This is a genomic window from Humibacter antri, from assembly GCF_054777235.1.
In genome coordinates this window covers 148,959-172,771 of record NZ_BAAHAW010000001.1, presented here as the reverse complement: position 1 = coordinate 172,771, position 23,813 = coordinate 148,959, and the positions used below count along the sequence as shown (strand labels likewise).

Annotated in this window: 17 protein-coding genes and 1 pseudogene; 13 read left to right on the top strand and 5 right to left on the bottom strand. The window is 69.9% G+C overall.

Annotation, left to right across the window (positions count from 1 at the left end; all coding sequences use genetic code 11):
- Positions 1–496 precede the first annotated feature (496 nt).
- Positions 497–1,501 (bottom strand): MDR family oxidoreductase, encoded by a 1,005-nt coding sequence (locus tag ACYVDK_RS00705; protein WP_460516475.1) that lies wholly within the window; start codon positions 1,499–1,501, stop codon positions 497–499.
- 76 nt (positions 1,502–1,577) lie between these two features.
- Positions 1,578–2,180 carry a hypothetical protein gene (locus ACYVDK_RS00700; RefSeq protein ID WP_460516472.1) on the bottom strand — a complete coding sequence of 201 codons (603 nt, stop codon included), beginning with the start codon at positions 2,178–2,180 and terminating at the stop codon, positions 1,578–1,580.
- Between the two features lie 232 nt (positions 2,181–2,412).
- Here ACYVDK_RS00700 and ACYVDK_RS00695 point away from each other — a divergent pair, with 232 nt between their 5' ends.
- A complete protein-coding gene (locus ACYVDK_RS00695; protein WP_460516469.1) occupies positions 2,413–3,960 on the top strand; it encodes an LssY C-terminal domain-containing protein in 1,548 nt (515 codons plus the stop codon).
- Positions 3,961–4,266: 306 nt separating this feature from the next.
- Here the strand turns inward: ACYVDK_RS00695 and ACYVDK_RS00690 are convergent, their stop codons facing one another.
- Positions 4,267–5,220 (bottom strand): aldose 1-epimerase family protein, encoded by a 954-nt coding sequence (locus ACYVDK_RS00690; protein ID WP_460516495.1) that lies wholly within the window; start codon positions 5,218–5,220, stop codon positions 4,267–4,269.
- Between the two features lie 289 nt (positions 5,221–5,509).
- Here ACYVDK_RS00690 and ACYVDK_RS00685 point away from each other — a divergent pair, with 289 nt between their 5' ends.
- From ACYVDK_RS00685 to ACYVDK_RS00665, 5 genes are all read left to right on the top strand, one after another.
- Positions 5,510–7,348: a glycosyltransferase family 39 protein gene (locus tag ACYVDK_RS00685; RefSeq protein WP_460516466.1), complete on the top strand. Its 1,839-nt coding sequence runs from the start codon at positions 5,510–5,512 to the stop codon at positions 7,346–7,348.
- Positions 7,345–8,103, top strand: coding sequence for a polyprenol monophosphomannose synthase (locus ACYVDK_RS00680; protein ID WP_460516464.1), 759 nt, complete (start codon positions 7,345–7,347; stop codon positions 8,101–8,103). Before ACYVDK_RS00685 ends, ACYVDK_RS00680 begins: the two co-directional genes overlap by 4 nt.
- A gap of 189 nt (positions 8,104–8,292) precedes the next feature.
- A complete protein-coding gene (locus ACYVDK_RS00675; protein ID WP_460516461.1) occupies positions 8,293–8,814 on the top strand; it encodes a YbhB/YbcL family Raf kinase inhibitor-like protein in 522 nt (173 codons plus the stop codon).
- Between the two features lie 137 nt (positions 8,815–8,951).
- A complete protein-coding gene (locus ACYVDK_RS00670; protein ID WP_460516458.1) occupies positions 8,952–10,526 on the top strand; it encodes an MmgE/PrpD family protein in 1,575 nt (524 codons plus the stop codon).
- A gap of 111 nt (positions 10,527–10,637) precedes the next feature.
- Positions 10,638–11,780 carry a citrate synthase/methylcitrate synthase gene (locus ACYVDK_RS00665; RefSeq protein ID WP_460516455.1) on the top strand — a complete coding sequence of 381 codons (1,143 nt, stop codon included), beginning with the start codon at positions 10,638–10,640 and terminating at the stop codon, positions 11,778–11,780.
- A 123-nt stretch (positions 11,781–11,903) separates the two neighbouring features.
- Here ACYVDK_RS00665 and ACYVDK_RS00660 read toward each other — a convergent pair whose 3' ends face one another.
- Entirely contained in the window at positions 11,904–12,197 is a 294-nt protein-coding gene (locus ACYVDK_RS00660; RefSeq protein ID WP_460516452.1) for a DUF4287 domain-containing protein, read from the bottom strand.
- A gap of 75 nt (positions 12,198–12,272) precedes the next feature.
- On the opposite strand from ACYVDK_RS00660, the gene ACYVDK_RS00655 reads away from it, so the two are divergent.
- The 4 genes from ACYVDK_RS00655 to ACYVDK_RS00640 all read left to right on the top strand — a co-directional run bounded on the left by ACYVDK_RS00655 (position 12,273) and on the right by ACYVDK_RS00640 (position 15,588).
- A complete protein-coding gene (locus tag ACYVDK_RS00655; RefSeq protein WP_460516449.1) occupies positions 12,273–12,908 on the top strand; it encodes a TetR/AcrR family transcriptional regulator in 636 nt (211 codons plus the stop codon).
- Positions 12,909–13,077: 169 nt separating this feature from the next.
- Positions 13,078–13,626, top strand: a complete 549-nt coding sequence (locus tag ACYVDK_RS00650; RefSeq protein ID WP_460516446.1) for a thioesterase family protein — start codon at positions 13,078–13,080, stop codon at positions 13,624–13,626.
- A gap of 213 nt (positions 13,627–13,839) precedes the next feature.
- On the top strand, positions 13,840–14,826 hold the full coding sequence (locus ACYVDK_RS00645) for a DNA-3-methyladenine glycosylase family protein (protein WP_460516492.1): 987 nt from the start codon (positions 13,840–13,842) through the stop codon (positions 14,824–14,826).
- A gap of 402 nt (positions 14,827–15,228) precedes the next feature.
- Positions 15,229–15,588 (top strand): hypothetical protein, encoded by a 360-nt coding sequence (locus ACYVDK_RS00640; RefSeq protein ID WP_460516443.1) that lies wholly within the window; start codon positions 15,229–15,231, stop codon positions 15,586–15,588.
- Positions 15,589–15,682: 94 nt separating this feature from the next.
- On the opposite strand, the gene ACYVDK_RS00635 is transcribed toward ACYVDK_RS00640, so the two are convergent.
- Positions 15,683–16,540, bottom strand: coding sequence for a siderophore-interacting protein (locus ACYVDK_RS00635; RefSeq protein WP_460516440.1), 858 nt, complete (start codon positions 16,538–16,540; stop codon positions 15,683–15,685).
- Between the two features lie 411 nt (positions 16,541–16,951).
- On the opposite strand from ACYVDK_RS00635, the gene ACYVDK_RS00630 reads away from it, so the two are divergent.
- The 3 genes and pseudogenes from ACYVDK_RS00630 to ACYVDK_RS00620 all read left to right on the top strand — a co-directional run.
- Positions 16,952–19,858 (top strand): FtsX-like permease family protein, encoded by a 2,907-nt coding sequence (locus ACYVDK_RS00630; RefSeq protein WP_460516437.1) that lies wholly within the window; start codon positions 16,952–16,954, stop codon positions 19,856–19,858.
- Between the two features lie 116 nt (positions 19,859–19,974).
- Positions 19,975–22,713, top strand: a complete 2,739-nt coding sequence (locus ACYVDK_RS00625; protein WP_460516434.1) for an FtsX-like permease family protein — start codon at positions 19,975–19,977, stop codon at positions 22,711–22,713.
- Positions 22,710–23,609: pseudogene (locus ACYVDK_RS00620) on the top strand (ABC transporter ATP-binding protein); the annotation flags it as partial. The gene ACYVDK_RS00625 and the pseudogene ACYVDK_RS00620, both read left to right, overlap by 4 nt.
- Between the last annotated feature and the right edge of the window lie 204 nt (positions 23,610–23,813).

Genomic DNA, 23,813 nt, shown 5'->3' with positions numbered 1-23,813 from the left:
CATGACGACCCTTCCCTGCCGACCAACGTCGGCGTGTCAGGCCGGTTACACCGAATCTCGGACACTCCCCCCCGGGCGCGTCCAGAACAGGCTCTCCAGCACGAAGATCAGCACGTGGATGATGGCGGCGAGAGCGACGACCAGGGTCGCGATCACGATCATGCGGTCAGCCTATGGGCCCGCCGTTGGTTGAGCCTGTCGAAACCCGATACCTCGGGGGAGGGGGTTTCGACAGGGCTCAACCGGCGGGAGGGAGGCGGATGGGGCGGTTTCGACAGGGCTCAACCGGCGGGAGGGAGGCGGATGGGGCGGTTTCGACAGGCTCAACCGGCGGGAGGCGAGCCGGGGGAGGGCGGTTTCGACAGGCTCAACCGGCGGGAGCAGGCTCGACCGGCGGGAGAAGGCTCAACCGGCGGGAGGGAGGATGGGGCGGGTTTCGACAGGCTCAACCGGCGGGAGCAGGCTCGACCGGCGGGAGGGATCCGGGGCAGGCTGGTCAGCTGTGCACGTCGACGACGGTGCGGCCGCGCACCTGGCCCGCAAGGATGCGGCCGGCCGCGCCGACGGCATCCTCGAGTCCGATCGTCGTCGTCATGCTGTCGAGCAGGTGCAGGTCGAGGTCGCGGGCGAGGCGGTCCCAGGCATCCTGCCGGCGCATGCGCGGCGCCTCGACGGAGTTGATGCCGGCCAGCGACACCCCGCGCAGGATGAACGGCATCACCGTCGCCGGGAGGTCGGGCCCGCCGGCCAGACCGCACGCGGCAACCACCCCGCCATACGAGGTCTGCGCCAGAACGTTGGCGAGCGTCGTGCTCCCGACCGTGTCGATCGCACCCGCCCAGCGCGCCTTCTGCAGCGCCCGCCCGGGCGCGGCGAAATCGGCGCGGTTGAGGATGGCGGATGCCCCGAGCTCGCGCAGGTAGCCCGCCTCGCTGTCACCCCGGCCGGTGGATGCCGTCACCGAGTAACCGAGCTTCGCCAGCACCGCGATCGCCACCGAGCCGACGCCCCCGGCCGCTCCGGTCACGAGCACGTCACCGGAGGATGGCGTGACCCCGCCGTGCTCGAGCGCCAGCACGGCGAGCATCGCCGTGAAGCCCGCGGTGCCGACGGCAGCGGCCTGATGAAGGGTGAAGGCATCCGGAATCAGCACCAGCGCCTCGCCGCGCACCGCGGCCCGCTCGGCGAGGCCGCCGTTCAGCGACTCCCCGATGCCGTCGCCGTTCAGCACCACGTGGTCGCCCGGCACGAAACGCGGATCGGCGGATGCCCGCACCCGCCCCACGAGATCGATGCCCGGAATCAGCGGTGACCGTCGCAGCACCCCTGGACGTCCGGCGAGTGCGAGCCCGTCCTTGTAGTTCAGAGCCGAGTACACGACGTCGACCTCGACGTCTGCCGGCTCGAGCGCGTCGTCGTCGAGCGTGCGAAGCCGGGCCTCGTGCTCGACGATCGCACCGTCGTCGATCTGCTGGATGACCTGAAGCGCGCGAAACGACATGGCCTCAGAATAGGCGCGCCAGCGTGGCGCACGGGAGCTTGTCAGCGCCTGTCTCGCGTGGTATCCGCTTGGCCTCTCAGGTGGTCGGCGGGCGGACGTCGTCGGGGTTCTGGCCGGCTGTTTCGGCGGGCGGCGTGACGGGCATCGCGGTGGTCGGCGGAGCCGCGGGCATCGCCGTGGCCGGCGGAGCGGCGGGAGCGGAACTCGGCGCGGCAGGCGGTGCGTACGACGACGGCGTCGCCCCGCCAGAGGCGAAATAGGCGTTCGCGGCCGGCACGAACATCAGCACGATCGCGATGATCAGCACGACCACCTGCACGAGGGACCAGAACGACGTGGAGCTGAAGCCGGCGGAGAACAACGGCACGATCGAGCCGATCACCGACAGGATGCCCAGAATCGTCAGCACCACACGCGCCCAGTTGCGGCCGTCGCGCATGCGATTCACGATGACGAGCTCGATGATCGCGATGATGAAGACGAAGATGGCGAAGATCAAGACGACCGATCCGACCGCCGCTCCCGTCACGCCGCCGATCGCTGCGCCCGCCCCGAGCGCGACGATGCCGACGAAGAGCGCGAAGATCGATCCGATCAGCGAGACGATCGCACCGATCAACCAGATGACGTATGCCGCGGTGACCGCTCCCGGTCGTTTCGCGGATGCTGCTGTGCTCATGTGATTCCCCCAACCACAGAATGTGCCGATGCCGGCATCCGCACAGCCTACTCGGGGCGGTGCGTCCGAAGCCCCGTCGTGGTCGAGCCTCTCGAACCCGGCGGCGGTTTCCGAGGGACGCCCGCGTCCCAGCGATCACTCGGCCGCAAGCGGCCGCCCCGTTCGACAGGCTCGACCGGAGGGGCGGTGCGCGTCTGCCCTCTGCGAGGGTGCACGCCCGTAACATGGGGCCATGCCGGTCGGGGGAACCGCTGACGGGACGGCCGCCGCGCGCGACGCGGCGCCCGCCCGAACCGCTGCGCCCGCCCGAGCCGTGGCGTCCACCCTGCCCACCGCGCCCGACGCGGGCGGCGTCACCGATTCGCCATCGCCAGAGACCGCGTCGCTGCCCGACTCCGCGGGCCGCGCGCAGGGCGGTGAGCAGGAGCCGAAGAAGCGGCCGGCGCGCAACTTCCGTCTGCGCCTCGCTCGTGCGATCGACTACGGATACTTCCTGCTCGCCACCCTCGCGGCGATCTGGCTGGCCTGGCTGCTGGCATCCGAGAGTTTCGGCTGGGGCTGGTGGCTGATCGTCTTCTTCGTGCTGTTCTGGGCGCTGCTGGCGTACCTGGTGCTGCCACGGCTGCACAGCATCCTGACCCGCATCTACGTGCCGAACTACTTCATCGGACGGGCGCGTACCAGCGACGGCCTGCTCGGCGACCCGATCAACCTGGCGCTGCTCGGCTCGCAGGCCCAGCTGGAGACGGGGATGGCGGATGCCGGCTGGACGCGCGCGGACCCGGTCACCGCACGCTCGAGCTGGCGCATCGTGACCTCGACGCTGCTGCGGCGCAGTTACGACGAGGCGCCGGTGAGCCCGCTGCTGCTGTTCGGCAGACAGCAGGATCTCGCCTACCAGCAGGAGGTGCTCGGCAACCCGGCGAAGCGGCACCACGTGCGGTTCTGGAAGTGCCCTGAGGACTGGCGCCTGCCGGGTGGTGAACGCGCGGACTGGCTAGGGGCCGGCACGTTCGATCGGCGGGTCGGCTTCTCGTTGTTCACGCTGCAGGTGACGCACAAGATCGATGCCAACACCGATATCGAGCGCGACTACGTGGTGAACTCGATCAGGAGCTCGGACGCATCGGTGCAGGTCGGTGTGATCCGCGACTTCTCCACCGGGTACCACGCACGCAACGGCGGTGGCGACTCGATCATCACCGACGGCAATCTGCCCGTGGTCGACCTGCGGAGCATCAGGTCGCGCACCGAGTTCGAGAACGAGACGGATGTCGTCGAGGCGGCCGCCGACAAGCGCCCCGCCTCGATCGCCCTCGGCTGCGCGCTCCTGGCGCTGCGTGCACTCGCGGCCGTGGTCTTCATCGTGGCCACCGCCACGAACTGGACCGCCTACGTGCGATCCATGACGGTCGAGATCGGCGGGGTTCCGCAGGATGTCGCGAGGGGGCTCGGAATCGTCGCCGCTTCGACGGCGATCGGCATCATCGCGGCCGTGCTGGTCGTGCAGATCGCCCTGATCCTGCTGATCTTCCGGGGCAGCAACTGGGCGCGCATCCTCTCCATGACGGTGAGCGCGTTCACCGTGATCGTCGCGGCGATCGACTACTTCAACGGCGGAGCTCAGGTGAGCTTGCGCGCGAACCTGCTGGGGTTGCCGCTGGACATCCTGGTGCTGCTGGCGCTCTCGTCTGAGGCATCGAGCGCGTGGGCGCGGCGCATCCGCTACCTGAAGATCGAGCGCAAGTGGGCGAAGCGGCATCCGCACGCCGCCGCTTGAGCGGTACCGCTGCCCCCGCGGGTTGAGCGGTGGCTCTTCCCTCGCGGGTTGGGTGGTGTCCTTGCCCCCGCCGGTTGAGTGGTGTCCCTGTCCTCGCCGGTTGGGTGGTGTCCCTGCCCTCGCGGGTTGAGCTTGTCGAAACCCGGCCGGCCCGGTTTCGACAAGCTCAACCGACGGGAGGGGGGAAACCCGACGGGAGGGGGGAAACCCGACGGGAGGGGGGAAACCCGACGGGAGGGGGACCCGGCCGGCGCGGTTTCGACAAGCTCAACCGACGGGAGAGGGCTCAACCCGCGACGGGAGGGGTCACCCCGCGGCGGCGGCGATCGTCCAGCCCGCCGTCGTCGACTCGCCCGGCTGCAGGACGATGAGGTCGGTGCCGGAGTTGAAGGCATCCGGTGGGCAGGTCATCGGTTCCACGGCGAGGCCGGCGCGACTGCGCGCGGGGTCGGGCTGATCCGCTGTGTGCACCTGTACCCACGCACATGCGCTGTCCCACCGCATGGCGACTCCGTGGCCGTCCGGCGCGGTGAGCCGCACGGATGTCACGCCGTCGGCATCCCGCGAAAGCCCCGTGAACGCGTGGTCGATGAACACGTCGCCGATACGGCGTGGGGCACGGAAGTCGAACGCGCCTGCTTGCTTCGTGCCCTCCACGAGCCCACCCACGTCGGCAAGCGCGATGGGCGCCAGCCGGTCGGGCGTGACCGCGAGCACCTGATCGGCGGGGAGGGTGAGCATCCAGTCGTCGACGCGGCCATCGCCCGCCACGAGATAGGGGTGCGGTGCCGTGCCGAAGGGGGCGGCATCCGTTCCGGTGTTGCGTGCGGTCACTGCGGAATAGAGGCCGTCGTCGCCGAGGCGGAAGAGCACGGTGACATCGAGGCGGTGCGGGTAGCCCTGCTGCGCCTGGATGGTCGCCGCCAGCTCCACGAAGTCGTCGCCGCGGTCACGCACCTGAAAGTCGAGCCAGGCGGCGAGGCCGTGCAGCGCATTGCCACGTTCCGGCTCGGTCAGCGGCACCTGCTGCTGCACGCCCTCGAAGGTGTACCGGCCGTCGACGATGCGGTTCGGCCACGGCACCAGCGTGGCGCCGCGGAACGCCGGACGCAGTTCGTCGGCGTCGAACGGCACGACGAGACCGCGACCCGCATACGTGAGCGAGCGCAGCGAGGCGCCGACGCTCGCGACGGATGCCCGATAGTCGCCGTGTGACAGATCGATGGGGGTTCCGGAGAGGGGGATGCTCACCCGGTCCATCCTCTCGCACGAGGGCGCTTCGTACGCACGTGAGCGCTGCGCAACGAGCGCGCGTTTCGTGCGCACGCGCACTGCGCGACGTACGCACGCGCCGTGTCCGGCGTGCCCCCAGAGGTGGTCGATGCCGTCGGTGAGGCACGCGGCGAGCCCTGAAGCAGCCCACAGGCGACACACCCCTGTGAAGAAGTTCACGCGCGGCCGACGCTCAGCCGGGGCGATGCCCAGCGCATGCCTGTTGCCTGGTCAGACACCAGATCGGTGCCCGGGCGAGCGACGTCGAGGAGGTGCGGTGACCAGCGCAAACGTGAACCACGTGCTGCCGACCGCGCACGCCGCGAGTCAGGGTACGCGTGCGCGTCCGAGTGACGTGAGCGAGACGAGCGGAGGCGCGTCATCCGCCCGGCGTGTGACAGCGGCCGTGTCGCCCATCGCGCGGATGTCGTACCGCACGACCCTGGCCGCAGCCACCGTCGGTCTCGTCGCTCTCACCATCTCACTGCTCGGATCATGGTTGCCGGCGTTCCGGAGCGATGAGGCGGTCAGCATCCTGTCGGCGGAGCGTCCGGGCGGCTCGCTCCTCGGCGAACTGGTGCGGGCGGATGCCGCACACGGCGTCTACTACTCCCTCCTGCACGTCTGGATCGACTTCTTCGGGGCATCCGAATTCGCCACGCGGCTGCCGAGCGCCATCGCCGTGGGGCTGGCAGCTGCCGGCATCGTGGTGCTGGTCGGGCGTTACGGCGGACTGCGCCTCGGCATCCTCTCCGCGCTGATCTTCGCCGTGCTGCCGGGAACCACCGCCACCGGAGCCGACGTGCGCTGGTACGCGCTCGGCACGGCGTGCGCAGTGTGGCTCGCCGTGCTGTTCCTGCGGCTCGTGACGCGAAGAAGGACGAGCATCCTGCCCTGGGCCTGCTTCGCCGTCGCCTACGCCGCGTGCAGCTACGCCTACCTCTATCTCTCGTTGCTCGCGCTGCCCTTCGCGGCAGTGCTGCTGTGGGATGCCCGCGGACGCATGCGCGCGACCTTCCACGCGATCGCGCACCCGGGCTCCGCCATCACGCCGGACGTCGCCGCGCTGCGCTCCGTGATCGTGCGTTGGATGCTCGCCACCCTCGCCGGCGCAGGGCTCGTCTCGCCGCTTGCCTACGTCGCGATCCTCCAGCACGGTCACACCGCGACGGTCACGCGCCCAGCAGTCCTCGACCTCTTCACCATCGCAGTCGCGCCGTGGTTCGATCGCAGCCCTGCCCTCGCGGCGGTCGCGCTCGGAAGTCTCGTCGCGCTCGCCGTGGTCGGCGTCGTCGCCTGGCGCCGCCGCTGCGCGTCGGGAGTGCGACGGATGCTCCGCACCGATCGCGCGCGCCTGCTGCTGTTCGCGCTCGCCTGGCTGGTGCTCCCTGCAGCGGCCGTCCTCGCGGTGAACGCGATCGTGCCCGTCTACGCGGCCCGAGCGTTGTCGTTCACGGCGCCGGCGCTCGCCGTGCTGCTGGCCGTCGCGGTCGACGGCGCAGCGCGCCGACTTGTGCGGCGCCCGGTTGGGCGGCGCTGGGTCGGGCGGCGCTGGCTCGTGCGGTACTGGGACGCGCGGCGCTCGAGGCCGGCACCATCAGCTCCCGGCACCCGGCTTGCCGTCGTCGCATCGTTCGCCGGGCTCGTGCTCGTGGCGGCGCTCGCCGCACCTGCCTACCTCGGGCAGCGCACACCCTCTGTCACGAGCAGCGGAAGCGACTGGGCGGGCGTCGCCTCGGTCATCCAACGGCATTCCCAGCCGGGGGACGACGTCGTCTTCGACGAGACCGCGACCGCGGCGAACCGGCCGCGGCTCGCGATGCACCTGTACCCGCAGCAGTTCGCGAACGTCGTCGACGTCACGCTGGCCGTTCCGTACGAGAACCGCGACTCGCTGTGGGACAAGACGTACAGCATTCCGCAGGTCGGCACGCGCATCGCCTCAGGCGACGGCCGGGTCTGGCTCGTCGAATACCGCGGAAAGACGGGCAGCGCCGACACGGGCGGCATGCACGAGCGGGTCTCCGCCCTCCGCTCCCTCGGGTTCTCCCTAGTGCACAGCTATCGGCTGCACAGGGATGTCGTCTACCTTTTTACGAGAGGATCAGCGTCGTGAATGTTGCCGTCATCATCCCGACCTACAACGAAGCGCAGAACATCGCGTGGATCGTGGGTCGCGTCAGAAGCTCGGTGCCGAAGGCAACCGTGCTGATCGTCGACGACGCATCTCCGGACGGCACGGGAGACATCGCCGACGAACTCGCCACCGGTGACATCGCCATTCGCGTGCTGCACCGCGCGGGCAAGGAGGGGCTCGGCGCCGCGTATCGCGCGGGCATGCGCTGGGCGCTGGAACGCGGCCATGACGTCATCGTGGAGATGGATGCCGACGGCTCGCACCGCCCCGAAGACCTTCCTCCCATGCTGGCGGCGCTGAACACGGCTGACGTCATCGTCGGCTCGCGCTGGGTGCCGGGCGGCGGAGTCGTCGGCTGGCCGTTCTATCGCAAAGCGATCTCGCGTTGCGGCAGCGCGTACGCCCGGTTCGCGCTGGGGGTTCCGGTACGTGACATGACCGGCGGCTATCGCGTATTCACGGCGGATGCGCTTGAGCGCATCGACCTGGATGCCGTGCTCAGCCAGGGCTACTGCTTCCAGATCGACATGCTCTGGCACGCCCAGGTCGCCGGCCTGCGCATCAAGGAGGTGCCGATCACGTTCCCGGAGCGCGAGCGCGGCAGCTCGAAGATGTCGAGCGGCATCGTGGTCGAGGCGATGCTGCGCGTGACCGGCTGGGCGATCGGTTCCCTGCCGGCAAGGTTGCGTCGCGCCTTCACGCGCCGCCCGCAGACGGCGGGCTCCCGCAGCTGATTGGTTGTGCGCGCCGCGCAAGCGGCGGCGCGCCGCAGTCGGCTGAGTGCATGGTGCAGATCGATGCGCCGTCGACGCCGCCGCATCGGCGAGCATCCTCCGGTTCTGAGACTGCCGCGCTGCTCCTGGTTGTGGGGAGACTTGCCCAGTGAAGGGGTAACTTGCCAAGTGAACAAGGGAGGCAGCAAAGTGGCTGAAGACCCGTACGAGCGGTTCGGAGCCGTTCCATCGTTCACCGTGACGAGCGAGGATGTCGCAGACGGGCATCCGATCGCCGCACGGTTCCGCGCCAGTGGAGGCGACACGTCGCCGCAGTTGTCGTGGAGCGGATTCCCCGAGGGCACGAAGAGTTTCGCGGTGACGATTCACGATCCGGATGCCCCCACCGGAGCCGGATTCTGGCACTGGGCGGTCTGCAACATCCCGCCGTCGACGACGTCGTTCGAACGCGGCGCGGGCAACGCGGGTGGCCCACTGCCCGCGGGTGCGCTGCAGCTGAAGAACGAACTGCGCCAGGTGGGCTTCACGGGCGCAGAGCCGCCGGAGGGCACGGGCATGCACCGCTATCACGTGGTCGTGCACGCCGTGGATGTCGACCACCTCGACCTCGACCCGGAGTCGACCCCATCGGTGCTCGGGTTCAACCTGCACTTCCACACGTTGGCGCGCGCGGTGATGGTGCCGACCGCGTCGTACGGCGACGACGTGTAGCGCGACAGCGGCGCCGACATGACAGATCGCGCTCTCCCGCCGAGAGCATGACCGATTGGCATGTTCTCGGTCGCTTGTCCTGTTGAGGAAGCCGCCGAGTCGCCGGCTGAAAGCTCACCCGAACGGGGGGTGAATGGATGCCGCGCCGCACAGCTCCGGGTAGGTTCGATCGGGTGAACACCACGCACGTACGCACGCATCGCAGCGACGAGAACCTGCCCCGTGACGAGCAGCTCGCCTACAAGCTCGCCCAAGTGGCCGCCGACCCGGTCGAGGTGACGCCCGACGTGACCGAGATGGTCGTGAACCGGGTGATCGACAACGCGGCGGTCGCGGCGGCGTCGCTGCTCAGACATCCGGTCGCCGCGGCGCGCGCGCAGGCGCTGGCGCATCCGGTGTCGGTCGGCGGCAGCGGATCGAGCGTGTTCGGCACCGATGCCGCCCGCCGCGTCAGCGTCGAGTGGGCGGCCTGGGCGAACGGCGTGGCCGTGCGCGAGCTCGACTATCACGACACCTTCCTCGCGGCCGAGTACTCGCACCCGGGCGACAACATCCCGCCGGTCGTCGCCGTGGCGCAGCACCTCGCCACGGAGCGCGGCCTGACCGGCAGCGACGTGGTGCGCGGCATCGCCACCGGATACGAGATCCAGATCGACCTGGCTCGCGTCATCAGCCTGCACGCCCACAAGATCGACCACGTCGCGCACCTCGGACCGTCGGCAGCGGCCGGCATCGGCACCCTGCTCGGGTTGGAGACGGAGACGATCTTCCAGGCCATCGGCCAGGCGCTGCACACGACGACGGCGACGCGGCAGTCGCGCAAGGGCGAGATCTCCAGTTGGACGGCTTTTGCTCCGGCGTTCGCCGGCAAGATGGCGATCGAATCGGTCGACCGGGCGATGCGTGGCGAGACGAGCCCGACACCGATCTACGAGGGCGAAGACGGAGTGATCGCCTGGCTGCTCGACGGTGCCGACGCCGTGTACGAGGTCACGCTGCCCGATCTCGGCGAGCACAAGCGTGCGATCCTCGACTCGTTCACGAAGGAGCACTCGGCCGAGTACCAGGCGCAGGCCTGGATCGACCTGGCGCGCAAGCTGCACAACGAGTACCCGATCATCTTCGACGACCCCGAACGGGTCGAATCGATCGTGCTGCACACCTCGCACCACACCCACTTCGTGATCGGCTCGGGCGCGAACGACCCGCAGAAGTACGATCCGAACGCATCGCGTGAGACGCTCGACCACTCCATTCCGTACATCTTCACCGTGGCGCTGCAGGACGGCGTGTGGGACCACGTCGCCTCGTACGCGCCGGAGCGCGCGAACCGCGCAGACACCGTGGCGCTGTGGCGCAAGGTCTCCACAGACGAAGACGAGGAGTGGACGCGCCGCTACCACTCGCTCGACCCGGCCGAGCAGGCGTTCGGCGGGCGGGTGGAGATCCGCTTCACCGACGGATCGCAGATCGTCGAGGAGATCGCGGTGGCGGATGCCCACCCGCAGGGCGCGCGCCCGTTCGGCCGAGACGACTACGTGAACAAGTTCCGCACGCTGGCCGCGGACGCCTTGGAGGCATCCGAGATCGACCGCTTCCTGGATGTCGCGCAGCGGCTCCCCGAGCTCACCCCCGAGGAACTGCCGGGCCTGAGCTTCAGCGCCCGCCATGGGCTGCTCGCCTCGGTCGACAGCCCGCGCGGGCTGTTCTGACACCACCCCGTGGGTTGAGCTTGTCGAAACCCGTGCCGCCAAGGCACCTGGTTTCGACAAGCTCAACCCGCGGTAGGCAAATGGCAGACTTCACTAAAGCGAAGGAGCACCATGAGCGAGCAGAACCCTCGATCGATGGCCGAGATCCACAAGGGCCTCGCCGGCGTCGTCGTCGACACCACGGCCATCTCGAGCGTCAACCCGGCCACGAACTCACTCCTGTACCGGGGGTACCCGGTGCAGGAGCTCGCCGCGAAGTGCTCGTTCGAAGAGGTGGCGTACCTGCTCTGGAACGGCGAGCTCCCCGGTGACGACGACCTGGAGGCGTTCGAGGCGCAGGAGCGCGCGCAGCGCGCCCTGGCGCCGAACGTGAGGCGCGCGATCGACGATATTCCGACATCCGCACACCCCATGGATGTGCTGCGCACGGCCGTCAGCGTGGTCGGTGCCGACGATGCGGACGGCGCGTTCGGCACGGTCGGCGACCCCTTCGAGGTGGTGTATCCGAAAGCGCTGCGACTCATGGCGCAACTGCCCGCCATCGTCGCGTACGACCAGCGCCGACGCCACGGCCTGCCGCTCGTGGAGCCGCACGACGAGCTGGACTACTCGAGCAACTTTCTCTACATGACGTTCGGCGAGGTGCCCGACGCTGTGGTGGTCGACGCGTTCCGGGTCTCGCTCATCCTGTACGCGGAGCACTCGTTCAACGCGTCGACGTTCACGGCACGCGTGATCGCCTCGACGCTCTCCGACGTGTACAGCGCGGTGACCGGCGCGATCGGCGCGCTCAAGGGCCCGCTGCACGGTGGTGCGAACGAGGCGGTCATGGTGGCGTTCGACGAGATCGGATCCGCCGACAAGGCCGAGGCCTGGCTCGACGATGCTCTGGCGAACAAGCGCAAGATCATGGGCTTCGGGCACCGGGTGTACAAGAACGGCGACTCGCGCGTTCCGACGATGAAGGAATCCCTCGACCGGCTCGTCGAGCACTACGACCGGCCCGAGATGCTCGACCTCTATGAGACGCTCGAGGCGGCGATGGATTCCCGCAAGGGCATCAAGCCGAACGTCGACTACACGAGTGGCCCGGCGTACAACCTGATGGGGTTCGACACCGAGACGTTCACGCCGATCTTCGCGGCCGCGCGCGTCACCGGATGGACGGCCCACGTCATCGAGCAGCTCACGTCGAACTCGCTGATCCGTCCCCTGTCGGAGTACGACGGGGTTCCGGAGCGGCACCTGCGGTAGCGGTGCCCTGTCGACGGTGCCCCGCCGTCGCACGATGCGCCGGAATTCGTGAGATGCGCCGGATGCTTGAAGCGATTTCGTCCGGCCGATCGTGCGATTTCCGGCCGATCGTGCGGCACTGACTCAGGCCGAGGGCTTCGTCGCCGCGCCGTCCAGCCAGAGTGTCTCCGACTCGTCGCGGTGCACGCCGTCGGTGCCGACGTGGGTGCTGCTGATGGTGGGTCCCTTCTGGATGACGTGCACCAGCGCCATGCCGTGCCCGCGGCCCAGCTCGTAGTCGTCCTTGAGCCACGTGAGGATCTCGCCGGCCTTCGTGCCCGGTGCATCCAGCCCGCGTTCGCGCGCGACGTCGATGAGCTGACGGGGGGTCAGCCCCGTCTTCTTCTCGATGGTGTCCAAGTACGCCTGGAATGACACGCTGGTGACCTCTCTGTCGATTACTCGCAGTACCGACCGGTACTGCGCTTTCGAGTACGGTACTGTTTGGTACTGATGGTTCGCAACCCCAGCCCTCAGGTCTCCTACGAGAAACGCGCGCACATGCTCGACAAGGCGCTCGATGTCTTCGTCGCGAACGGCTACGTCGGCACGAGCACCGATCAACTTGCCGCAGCCGCGGCGGTGTCCAAGCAGACGATCTACCGGGCGTTCGGAGACAAGGAGGGCGTGTTCGCCGCGCTGATCCGTGCCGAGTGCGCCCGCATCCATGACCCGGTCGTGTCTCTCGCCGAGCGGATGCGCGACGTCCCCTCAGCGGATGAGGCCGTGCGGATGCTGGCGGAGCTGTTCGCGCGCTCGATCATGGCGCCCCGCGTGCAGCGGCTCAGACGCCTGGTCCTCGCCGAGGCGACCCGGTTCCCGGAGCTGGGACGCCTCTACTGGGAGCGCGGCTTCGTCCGGTTGCTGGACTCCGTCGGCGCGTGTCTCTCCGAGTTGGACCGGCGCGAGTTGCTCGACGTGCCCGACCCAGGGCTCGCCGCCCAGCACCTCGCAGGCATGCTGCTCTGGATTCCGAGCAATCGCATGATGTTCACCTGCGCCAAACGGCAGCCGTCAGCGGCGGAACTCACGAAGGTGATCGATTCCGGGGCCTCCGCGTTCCTTCGGGCGTATGCACGCGCATCCTGACTGCGCTCGTCTGTGTGTGTGACTCCGCTGTCGCACATTGCGGGTGTGCTCGTCCGACACCCCTCATTTAGTGACTGCGGAACGACGGATGCCCCGCCGAAGCGCCGCACGTTGTCGGCGTACGACACGAGAGTCGGCGCGCGCGGCGCGGCGCGCTTAGCGTGGCGGAATGCACATGCTCCTGCGCACGATCTTGCACGCCTGGATCTCCCGCTTCGGCAAGCGGATCGGTCACTACGACGTGGCGCGCACGAGGTTCCGGGTGCTGCCGACCGACCTGGACATCCTGAAGCACATGAACAACGGCGTGTACCTGTCGATCTTCGACATCGGCAGGTTCGACATGCTGCGGCGCAACGGAGTGTGGCAGATCTTCGCCGATCGCGGCTGGTACCCGGTGGTGGCATCAGAGACGATCACGTTCCGCAAGTCGCTGCAGCTCTGGCAGCGGTTCGAGGTGGAGTCGCGCATCATCGGCTTCGACGCGAAGGCGGCCTACGTGCAGCATCGCGCGGTGGTGCACGACGAGATCTACGCCGAGGCGTTCATCAAAGCGAGGTTTCTGAAGCGGTCGGGCGGCACGGTCGGGATCGAGGAGATGCTGGATGCCGTGGGCCCGGCGCCCGCCGCCCTCGAGCTGCCGGAATGGCTGGTGCGCTGGGGAGAGGACGTGCGGCTGCCCTCCACGCGCGACGCTGCGCCGAGCGTCTGGGAGTGACGGCGGGTCGCCGCCGAGCGTGTGCGAATGGATGGCGGAGCGTCGAGGCTATGGATGCTGTGTCGAGACTATGGATACTGCGGCGAGACTACGCCCGCGGCACCGAGGCTACGGTCAAAGGCCCTAGCCTCGGTGCGGCGGTCGTAGCTTCGGCGCTTTCGGTGGCGGCGCGTTCGTCGGTGGGGTGCACGTAGCCTGGTGCGCGTGACGACGATCGCGGATGCCCAGGAGGATGCCCGCCTCCGACCGGTGGTGAGCGCGGGCACGCCGGCGCTGTCGGCGGCTCCGCTGCGCTGCGAATACCGGCCGGCGGAGCCGGTCGACCTGCGCAGCACGCTGGGCATCCTCGGGCGCGGCACGTATGACCAGACCACGATCTGGGATGCCGCCGGTGTGTGGCGCACGTTCCGCACACCGCACGGTCCGGCCACGTTACGGCTCGTGCAACGCCGCGACGGCGCTGACGCTGCCGCATGGGGGCCGGGCGCCGAGTGGGCGATCGCGGGCGTGCCGGAGCTGCTGGGCTCGCGGGACGACTGGAGCGCGCTCGACGTGGGCAGGCATCCGTTCCTCGCGGAGGTGCGACGCAGGAATCCCGGGCTTCGCTTGCCGCGCACACGTCGAGTCGTCGAGGCGCTCGTGCCCGCGGTCATCGAGCAGAAGGTGACGAGCCTCGAGGCGTACCGGGAGTGGGCGAAGCTCGTGCGGTGGTTCGGCGAGCTCGCGCCCGGTGTGGCAGAGGGCGCGGCCCCGAGCGAGCTGCGCGTGTGCCCGTCGGCGCACGTGCTGCGCCACATCCCATCGTGGCAGTGGCACCGGCTCGGCATCGATCCGACCAGGTCGAGAACTGTGGTTCTCGCGTGCCGCGTCGCGGACGCGCTGGAGCGCACGATCGACGACGACGGAATGGATGCGGCGGCCAAGCTGCGCACGATCCCGGGCATCGGTGTCTGGACGGCCGCCGAGACGCTGCAGCGATCGCACGGCGATCCCGACCGCATCAGCGTCGGCGACTACCACCTGGCGTCGATCGTGGGCCACGCGCTGACCGGCTCGAAGACCGACGACGACGGGATGCTCGAACTCCTGCAACCATGGGCCGGCCAGCGGCAGCGCGTGGTGCGGCTGATCCTCGCGTCGGGTCGCCGGCAGGAGCGGCGTGGTCCACGCGCGACGATCACCGACCACAGGTTGCGGTGAGCGAGCCTGGTCGTCGGTCGAGCTCGGCCTGTCCTGAGCTTGTCGATGGGGCCGAAACCCGCTGGTTGAGCGTGTCGAAACCCGCTGGTTGAGCGTGTCGAAACCCGCTGGTTGAGCGCGTCGGAACCCGCTCGTCGAGCACCGTCGGAACCCGCTGGTCGAGCACCGTCGGAACCCGCTGGTTGAGCACGTCGAAACCCGCTGGTTGAGCGCGTCGAAACCAGTGGGCCGGGCTTCCTTGGCGTGCCGCCCAGTGCCGGTTGAGCCCATCGAGACCAGTCGGCAGGTTGGCGACGAGCTGGACCGGTGGTCGCCTTGGTGGCGGTGAGTGCGCTCGCACTGTGCGGGTGAAGCCGTACAGGGCACGCGGCCGACGGCATGAGCTCCGCTTAGCCTTCTCGCATGAGTTCGAAGAGCAGGCAGGCGCCTCGGCGAGAGGAAACGGTATCGGTCAACCGGGGCATACTCGGCTGGCTGGCCGGGCTGATCACGGCGGTGATCATCGCCTTCCCGCTCTCGGCCGCTGTGGCGTACGCGACGCATCCGGCGACTCGCAAGCTTTTCGGCGAGCACCTCTCCAACGCCTCGGCCGCAGGATTCGCCGTGTTCTGGTGGATCCTCGCCCTGCTGCTGGCATCACTGCCGTTCCTGGTCGGATTCGGCATCGCACGACTCTCCGCCAGGTGGCTGTCGATCTTCGGGATCATCGTGGTGATCCTGGTGGTCGCGCTCGTCGTGCTGGGGCAGCTCTTCGCGTTCTGATCGCGCCGCGAGTGGTGTCTCGGGTCAGGTGCGGGTCACGCCTCCGAGCCGGCGTCGTGGACATGCACGCCCGTGGTGCCTGCCCGGCTTCGCGTCAGTCCGGGTCGGAGGGGTCGATCGGCTCGTGGTGGTCTCGGTTGACGATGCCGCGCCGCCAGTAGCCCTGCACGTCGAGCTGGTCGGAGCGCAGTCCGGCATCGTGCTTGAGGTGCCGCCGCACCGGCACGAGAGCGGATGCCTCGCCCGCCGCCCAGACGTAGGCATCCGGTCCGATCTCCAGCGACCGCACCGCCTCCTCGAGCTGGCCGGGGCCGTCCTCGCGGTACAGCCATTCCACGGATGCCCGCCTCAGCTGCTCCGCCGTGACGTACGGCTCCGCCTCCTCGTCGGCGACGTCGAGCAGAGCCGTGATGCGAGTGGATGCCGGCAGCAGGTCGAGCCATCTGGTGAACGCCGGCAGCGCGGTCTCGTCGGCGATCAACACCGCCTCCGACACGTCGTGGGGCGCCATGCGCGAGCCGCGCGGACCGGCGACGGCGATCTCGTCGCCCGGATGCGCCGCGGCAGCCCACGCGGAGGCGGGACCGCCGCCCGCGGGATCCTTCGGGTTGCCGTGTGCGGCATCCGGCGCGTGGAGCACGAAGTCGATGTCGAGCTCCGCAGCACCGAACGGGGCCGGGCGGAACCGGCACGGCGTGTAGTCGCGGGAGATGATCACGCCGTCGGTCGGTCGGTGCAGACCGTCGGCGCGAAGCTCGGGAATGGTCAGCTTTCCGGTGACCGGGTCGGGGAAGAACACCTTGACGTGATCGGTCGGGCCCGGCGCTGAGAAGTCCTCGAGGGCGTCGCCGATGAGTGTGACGCGCACCATCGACGGCGTCAGCTGGTCGATGTGCGAGACGGTCAGGAGCCGGATCGCCATCTCGTGGCGCAAGTGATCGCGTGTGGCCATGTGTCGACGCTACGCCCCGCCGGCTCGGAGGGTGCAGCGGCCCGGAGGTGCAGCGGTTCGGACGATGCAGCAGCTCGGACGATGCAGCAGGGCGGTGGTGCGGCGCGCGGTCGAGCGGCAATTCGGTGCCGAGCCGCAATTCGCAGCCGAGCCGGATGTCGGTGCCGAGTCGCTAAGCGCAGCCGAGCCGCAAATCGGAGACACGCCGGATGCGTGGCACCAGAACACCCTTTCTGGCTCGCCTCCTCAGTGTGTCTCCGATGTGCCGCACACGCGGCGTCCGGTGGAGATTGCCGCACACGCCACGTCGATGCCGCGCAGATGCGCATCGACCGCACTTGCGGCGTGCGGTGGGGATTGACCGCACTGGCGGCTTCCGGTGGGTAGGACGGCCGGTACTAGGGTGGGCGGGTGCCCGCCGGGAAGACCCCACTCGACGCGCACGGCTCGCCGTCGAGCTACGCCCGACACCCCCGCGAATCCGGCGGCGCGCTGTGGCGCGTGCGTTCGCGCGCCCAGATCGCACTCCTGGTCGCGATGGCCGGAACGATCGCGATCGTCGCCGCGCTGGTGGGCGTGATCGTCGGCATCGCGGTGCAGGGGCCGGCCGCATCCGTTCGAAGCACTCTCGATGCCGGGCCCGCATCATCCGTCTCGCGCACCGTGTCGTGGACGTGGAGCGCAGGCGATCCGCATCCGTCGGCCGCGGACGTGCGGGCGGTGCTGCGCAAGAAGTTCGCCGGGCTGCCGGTGATCGTCACGAACGACGACGAAGGCGCCGCGCTCTCCGCGCGCTGGGCCGTGACTCCGGATGCGGCACGCATCCGCCCCGATCAGCTTGCGTCGGTACGCCGCGCCGAGGCGCGGCTCGGTGACATCGTCAGTGGGCTCCCTGGCATGAGCGACACGAGCGTGTCGGTTTCGGGAGGCGGCCTGGAGGTGCTCGCCCGCATGGAACAGGCGAACGCGGCGCTGTCCGCGGTGCTGCCGGTGCCGGCATCCGTGCTGGCCGTCGCCGGCGTGATCGCGCTGTCGTTGCTCGCGCAACTGCTCGTGGATGCCCGCGACAACGAGACGCGGCTGCTGCGGGCCCGCGGCGCATCGGTTCGTGTCATCGTCGCGGCCGACGCCGTCGAGATCGCCGTCTCCGCCGTTGCGGGGTGCCTGGTCGGAGCCGCCGCCGCGCTCGTCGCACTCGCCCTGACCGTGGGCGTGCCGGCGCCCGCCGCTCTCCTGCTGCCGGGCATCGGAGTGCTGCTCGGATCCGTTGCGGTGGTTCTCGCGTTCTCGACGCTGGCGGCGGTACGGGCATCCGGCGAGGCGCGTCAGCTCTCGGGTCGCGCCCGGCTCGGCATCTCCGCGGGCGCCACCCTCGTGCTGCTCGCCATGGCGGCTATCTCGATGTGGCGGTTCGTGCAGGGGCAGGCATCGGTCGGTCCCATCGACCCGATCGCGGTGATCGCCCCCGCCGCCGTTCTATGCGCGCTGGCCACCTTCGCCGTCATCTTCTTCGCGCCGGTCTCGGCGGCGATCGAGACAGGCGTCTCCCGCGCGCCGGGCGTCGCGTCGCTGCCGATGCGGTCCGTCTCGCGGCATGCCGCCGTGTTCGCGGCTCCGGTCGCCCTGCTCACGCTCGCCGTGGCGGTCTCGACCTTCGCCAGCGGATACCAGGCCACCTGGGTCTCGTTCCTCTCCTCATCGTCGCGGCTCGTGGTCGGAGCGGATGCCCGCCTCGACCTCGACGTACCGCAGTTCGTCGGCGGCCCGTCAGATGCCGTGCCACTGAAGCGGATCGCCGGCGTGCACGGGGTGAGCGTCGCGGCACCGGCGATGACCATTCCGGCCCAGATCGGACCACTGGCCGTCGCCCTGGTCGGCGTTCGCGCGAACGAACTGCCCGCTCTGAGCACGGTTCCGGATGCCATGTTCAACGCGAAGTCCGTCGCCGGTGCGCTGACCGGGTTCGGCCGGTGCGTCATCGTCGGCGGGGCGTGCATGACTCCGGACCCCGGACGGCGAGCCCGAGGCGACGGCATCGTGGGAGCGGCCGCCGACGGTATGGCCGTCCCTGCCGGCGCGAAGCAGGTCACGCTCACCGTGCGCGCCGGTGCCTCGGAGGCGACGACCGCGCACATCACCGCATGGCTGTCCGCTCCGAGCGGCGAAGTCATCCCGGTGTCGGCCGACGACGTGGCGGTGTCTGCGGTGGCGACGGCCGAAGCATCCGTTCCCGAGCAGCGGGTGCGGCTGTCCCTGCCAGAGGGGGCCTGGACGATCTCGGCGTTCGACCTCGCCGTCGATCTGCCGTCCGCGGCCGACACGTACACGCCGGTCTCGCTGCGGAACATCCGAGTCTCCATCGAGTCGGCCTCCGTCGGTGCGACGCGTCTGACGATGCCGCGCGGCGGCTGGCAGCTGCAGGACGGTGTCTACGAGAACGGGGGCGGCATCGCCACGAACGCACGCGCGAGCGACCTCGGGTTCGACGGCAACGTCGCCTCGAGCACGGCGACGTCGGTGCGCGCCCGGCTCGCTTCAGGGATGCCCGCATCGCCCGTACCGGTGGCGATCAGCTCAGCCCTGGCGGCGCAAACCGGCCTCAGGGTCGGCAGCACGACGTCGATCGATCTCCCGCAGGGTTCAGTGCAGGCCCGCGTCGCGGTCGTGACGCCGCAGGTGCCCGGCACCGACCGCGCAGCCGCGGCGCTCGTCGACCTCCCGACCCTCACCGCGGCCATGCTCCGCACCTCGCAAGATCTGCCTGCCGTCGACACGGTCTTCGTCGCGGCGCAGCACGATGCGCGCCTCGACACCGCCGCGCTGAAGCAGACGGCAGGCTCCGGTACCGTCGTGACGCCCGACGTGGCCCTGCCGACGAGGTTCATCGGGCCGGTCGTGCTCGCCCTCGAACTCGGCGCGTACGGATGCTGCGCGCTCGCCGTCGTCGCCCTCGCGGCCAGTCTCGCCGCTCTCTGGCGTCGACGCCGCAGCGAGACCGTCATTCTGCGCGCCATCGGGTTCCGGCCGCACACGCAAGCGGCCACCCGCAGTGCGGAGGCGGCGCTGGCCGTGGGCTACGCGATCGTCTGCGGTGTGCTCGCCGGCATCGTGGTCACGCTCGTGGCGGGCAACGCGCTGGCCAGACGTTCCGTTCCCGGTGCGCCGACGACGCTCCCCGTCGTGGGCACGTTCGACCTGACCTGGCTGATCGGGTGCCTTGCGGTGCTGCTGGCCCTGCTCGCGCTCGTCGTGGTGCGCTACGCCGTCGCGCAGTATCGAACCGCCGTGCGCGCCGTTCCGGGAAGAACGACGACATGATCTCCGGGCGGCACACGTCTGATGACCGGCGCGAGGAAGGCGTTCGCAAGGGAACCGGTCGCCGGGACGACCGCGGAGGCAAGAAATGGCCTCCGCTCCTAGCTCCAGCGCGCCCGATGCGGGCGTTCAGATCCGGCTTCGCCGCGCTCGGCATCGTGGTGCTGCTCGCCACCGCCGGAGTCGTGGTGTGGCCGGCGGCGACGAGCGCGCTCGTGACGTCGGATGCCCGTGACCGACTTGCGCAGACTCCCGCCGCCGCCCGTGACTTCACCGGCACCGTGCCCGTGCAGCTGCAGCCGGCTGAAACAGGCCGACCCGCTTCCACGGCGACGGCCCTGATGGCAGGACTGCCGAACGCTCTCCTGCAGGCGCGCCACGATATGCAGCCGGCACTGCACGCCATCACGCGGCCCGGGCGGTTCGTCGCGCGCTCCGACGGGGTCGCGAGGCCGAATGTCGCACCCGGACTGCACGTGCAGCCGGTGGCGACGGACCCGGTGCGCAGCGAGCTGGGTTTCTCGGTCGAGGCCGACCCCGAACTGCATTCCGATGCAGTGCTTGCCGACGGTCACTGGCCGACCGGTGGGCTGGGTGACCGCACGCTCGAAGTTGCGACGGCGGCGGCGACGGCCGAGCACCTGAAGTGGAAGGTCGGAACGACTCGTACCGTGGACCTCGACATGAGTGCGGTGCAGACGTCGCCGTTGTCTCAGGAGGCGGGCACTGCCGAAACGTTCCCCCTGAAGTTCAGGCTCGTCGGAACGGTCACCCCGCGGAACCCGTCGGCGGACTACTGGGCTCTCGATCCAGTACGCGCGTCACTTGGAGAGAGCGTGTCGGCGGGTGACTCGAAAACGGCCCTGTATCACGGCGTGGTCTGGATGGATCCGGATGCGTGGCCGCAGCTCGCGTCGGCGCTGGGCGACCCCTACGTGTCCGCCTGGTACGGCGTCGACCCGTCTGCGATGGAGGTCGGCGACCTGCCGGGCATTTCTGCCGCCGCGACCGCCTTCCTCGCGCAGCCCATCGACACGGGCGCCGGCGTCACGGTGCCGCCCCTGCGCATGACCAGCCGACTCCCGTACGTCGCTCAGTCCATCACCGCACGCGAGGGCCCGGTGCCCACACTCCTCGCGATCGTCGCGATCGGGCCGCTCGGCGCCGCCGTAGCCGTGCTGTTCGTTGGAGCCCGTCTGATGACCTCACGCCGAGCGCGCGAGTTGCAGCTGCTGCGTGCGCGCGGCGGGTCAGAGCGACGCGTGCGCGGATCGCTCGCCCTGCAGACCGCTCTTGTCACCGTGCCGGCCGCGGTGGTGGGCGGAGTCGGGGCGATGCTGGCGACATCGGGCGTGATGGACGCGGCGACGGCATCCGCCGTACTACTGATCGCCGTGTGCGCCATCGTGCCGCCGTGCGCGGTCGCGATCACGGCGTCGCCTGAGGGAACGGGCAAACGCCGCCCCGTGACGGCGCTCATCGCCGAACTGTTCGTGCTCGCGCTGGCGTGCGCCGCGTGCGTGCTCCTCCTGCAGCGCGGGGCGACCACGGCGACCGATCCGAGCAGCGTCGATCCGCTTCTGGTGGCCACGCCGCTTCTGCTGGTGTTCGCCGTCTGCGTGCTCGTGCTGCGGGTGTACCCGGCCCTTCTCCGGCTGATCGGCCGGGCGGCGCGCTCGTCGCGCGGTGCAGTGTCGCCGGTCGGTTGGGCCGCCGCTTCGCGCGGCGGGGCCGGAGGCCGCTGGCCGCTTTTCGCCATGCTCACCGGTGTCGCGGTCGCCGTGTTCGCCAGCACCACCTTCACGACTCTCGTGACAAGCGCACAGGCGGATGCCGTCGCCCGGGTCGGTGCCGACGTGACCGTGAGCGCCCGCCTGTCCGACGCGCAGCTCGCCGCGCTGCGCCGCATCGACGGCGTCACCTCGGTCGCCCCGTTGCGTCTCGTCGGCTATGCGAGCACGCCGGCAGGCGAGAACGTCGCCGCCTACCTGGTGGATGCGCGTGCGATCGGGGCCGCTCAGGCGAACGTCGCCGACGGGCAGCGGTTGTTCCCTGCCGCAGACAACAGAACCAGCACTGCTGAGAGCGGCCACACGTCCATCGTGCTGGGCGGTCTGCCGGCATCGCCATCGGTGACGAGCCTCTCGTTCGACGACGGCCGCACCACCGTGCCGGTGCACGTCGTGCATCGGGCGAAAGACGTCGATGTGCCGTTCCTCACCGACGAGGCCTGGGCGCTCGTCGACCAGGCGCACGTGCCGGCATCGCTGCGCGAGGAATCCACGGCGATGTTCGCGATGGTCGGCGTGCGCCCCGGAGTCGACACGGCGAAGGTCGCGGCCGCGGCGCTATCGGTAGCGGGTAAGAGTGCCCACGTGGATTCCGTGCAGGCCGAACGGATGCGCCAGGGGCAGGGGCCGCTGCTGGCGGGCATCCAGAACCTGATGCTCGCTGGAACGGTGCTCGCGCTGTTCATGGCGGTCGGGGCGCTGCTGCTCACCCTCGCGATGGCCAGAGGGCAGCGCATCAAGCTGCTGGCCGTGCTGCGCACGCTCGGTTTCGACCGAACGCAGTCCGCTGCGCTGGTGGCATGGGAGGTCGTTCCGCTCGCGGCCACCGCCATCGTGGCCGGCGTGCTGACCGGAATCGGCCTGTCGTGGCTGGTTGTGGCCGCCGTCGACCTGCGCGCCGTCACGGGCGCGCTGGCGAAACCCGCACTCGCGATCTCCCCAGGCGCCGTCGGACTCGTCGTCGCGCTCTTCGCCTTGGGAACGGCCGCGGCTCTGGCGTTCGCGGTAGCGGCGGCCCGACGATCCGACCCGGCGAGAACGCTTCGTGCGACAGAGGAGGAACTGTGAACGACACCGATACGGCCATCAGCTGCTCCGACCTGGTGCGCATCTATTCCGGCGTGGGCGTGGAGGTGCAGGCGTTGCAGGGCCTGAACCTGCACGTGTCGCGAGGGGAGCTGGTCGCCATCATCGGGGCATCCGGCTCGGGCAAGTCGACGCTGCTCGGCATTCTCTCCGGACTCGACAAACCCACCGCAGGCAAGGCGAGCGTCGCCGGCCGCGACTTGCTGTCTCTCACGCGCAGGCAGCGCCTGGACTACCGCAGACGCGTGGTCGGGTTCATCTGGCAGCAGACCGAGCGCAACCTGCTGCCGTACCTGACGGCGCGCGAGAACGTCATGATGGCGATGAGTCTGGCGGGAACCCCGGATCGCCGGCGCCGATCCGCGGCATTGCTCGACGTTCTCGAGATCGGCCGCCTGGCCGACCGGGTTCCCGCACAGCTCTCCGGCGGAGAGCAGCAGCGGGTGGCCATCGCCGTGAGCCTGGCGAACGAGCCCCAGGTGCTCCTGGCCGACGAGCCGACCGGCGAGCTCGACGACGCCACCAGCGCGGAGGTGCTCGAGGTGATGCGCACGGTCAACCGCGAGCTCGGTGTGACGACGCTCATCGTGACGCACGACCCCGCGGTGTCGGAGCACGTGCGCCGCACCGTTCTCATTCGCGACGGACGCACGTCGACCGAGGTGTTCCGCAGCCACGGCGACCACGGCGAGCACTCGGTGGCGGAGGAGTTCACGGTCATCGACCGCTCCGGCAGGTTGCAGCTTCCCGCGGAGTACGTGTCGCGACTGCAGCTGCGCGACCGGGTTCGGCTCGAACTCGAGACGACGCACGTGCGAGTGTCGCCCGCGCAACGCACCGCCACCGACCCGCCCGCCCCGCCGGTCGAGCCCGCCCCGCCGGTCGAGCCCGCCCCGCCGGTCGAGCCCGCCCCGCCGGTTGAGCCCACCCCGCCGGTTGAGCTTGTCGAAACCGAGCCGACTCTCCCGCCGGTTGAGCCCGCCCCGCCGGTTGAGCTTGTCGAAACCGAGCCGATCCTCCCGCCGGTCGAGCCCACCCCGCCGGTTGAGCTTGTCGAAACCGAACACGCCGATACCGACCCC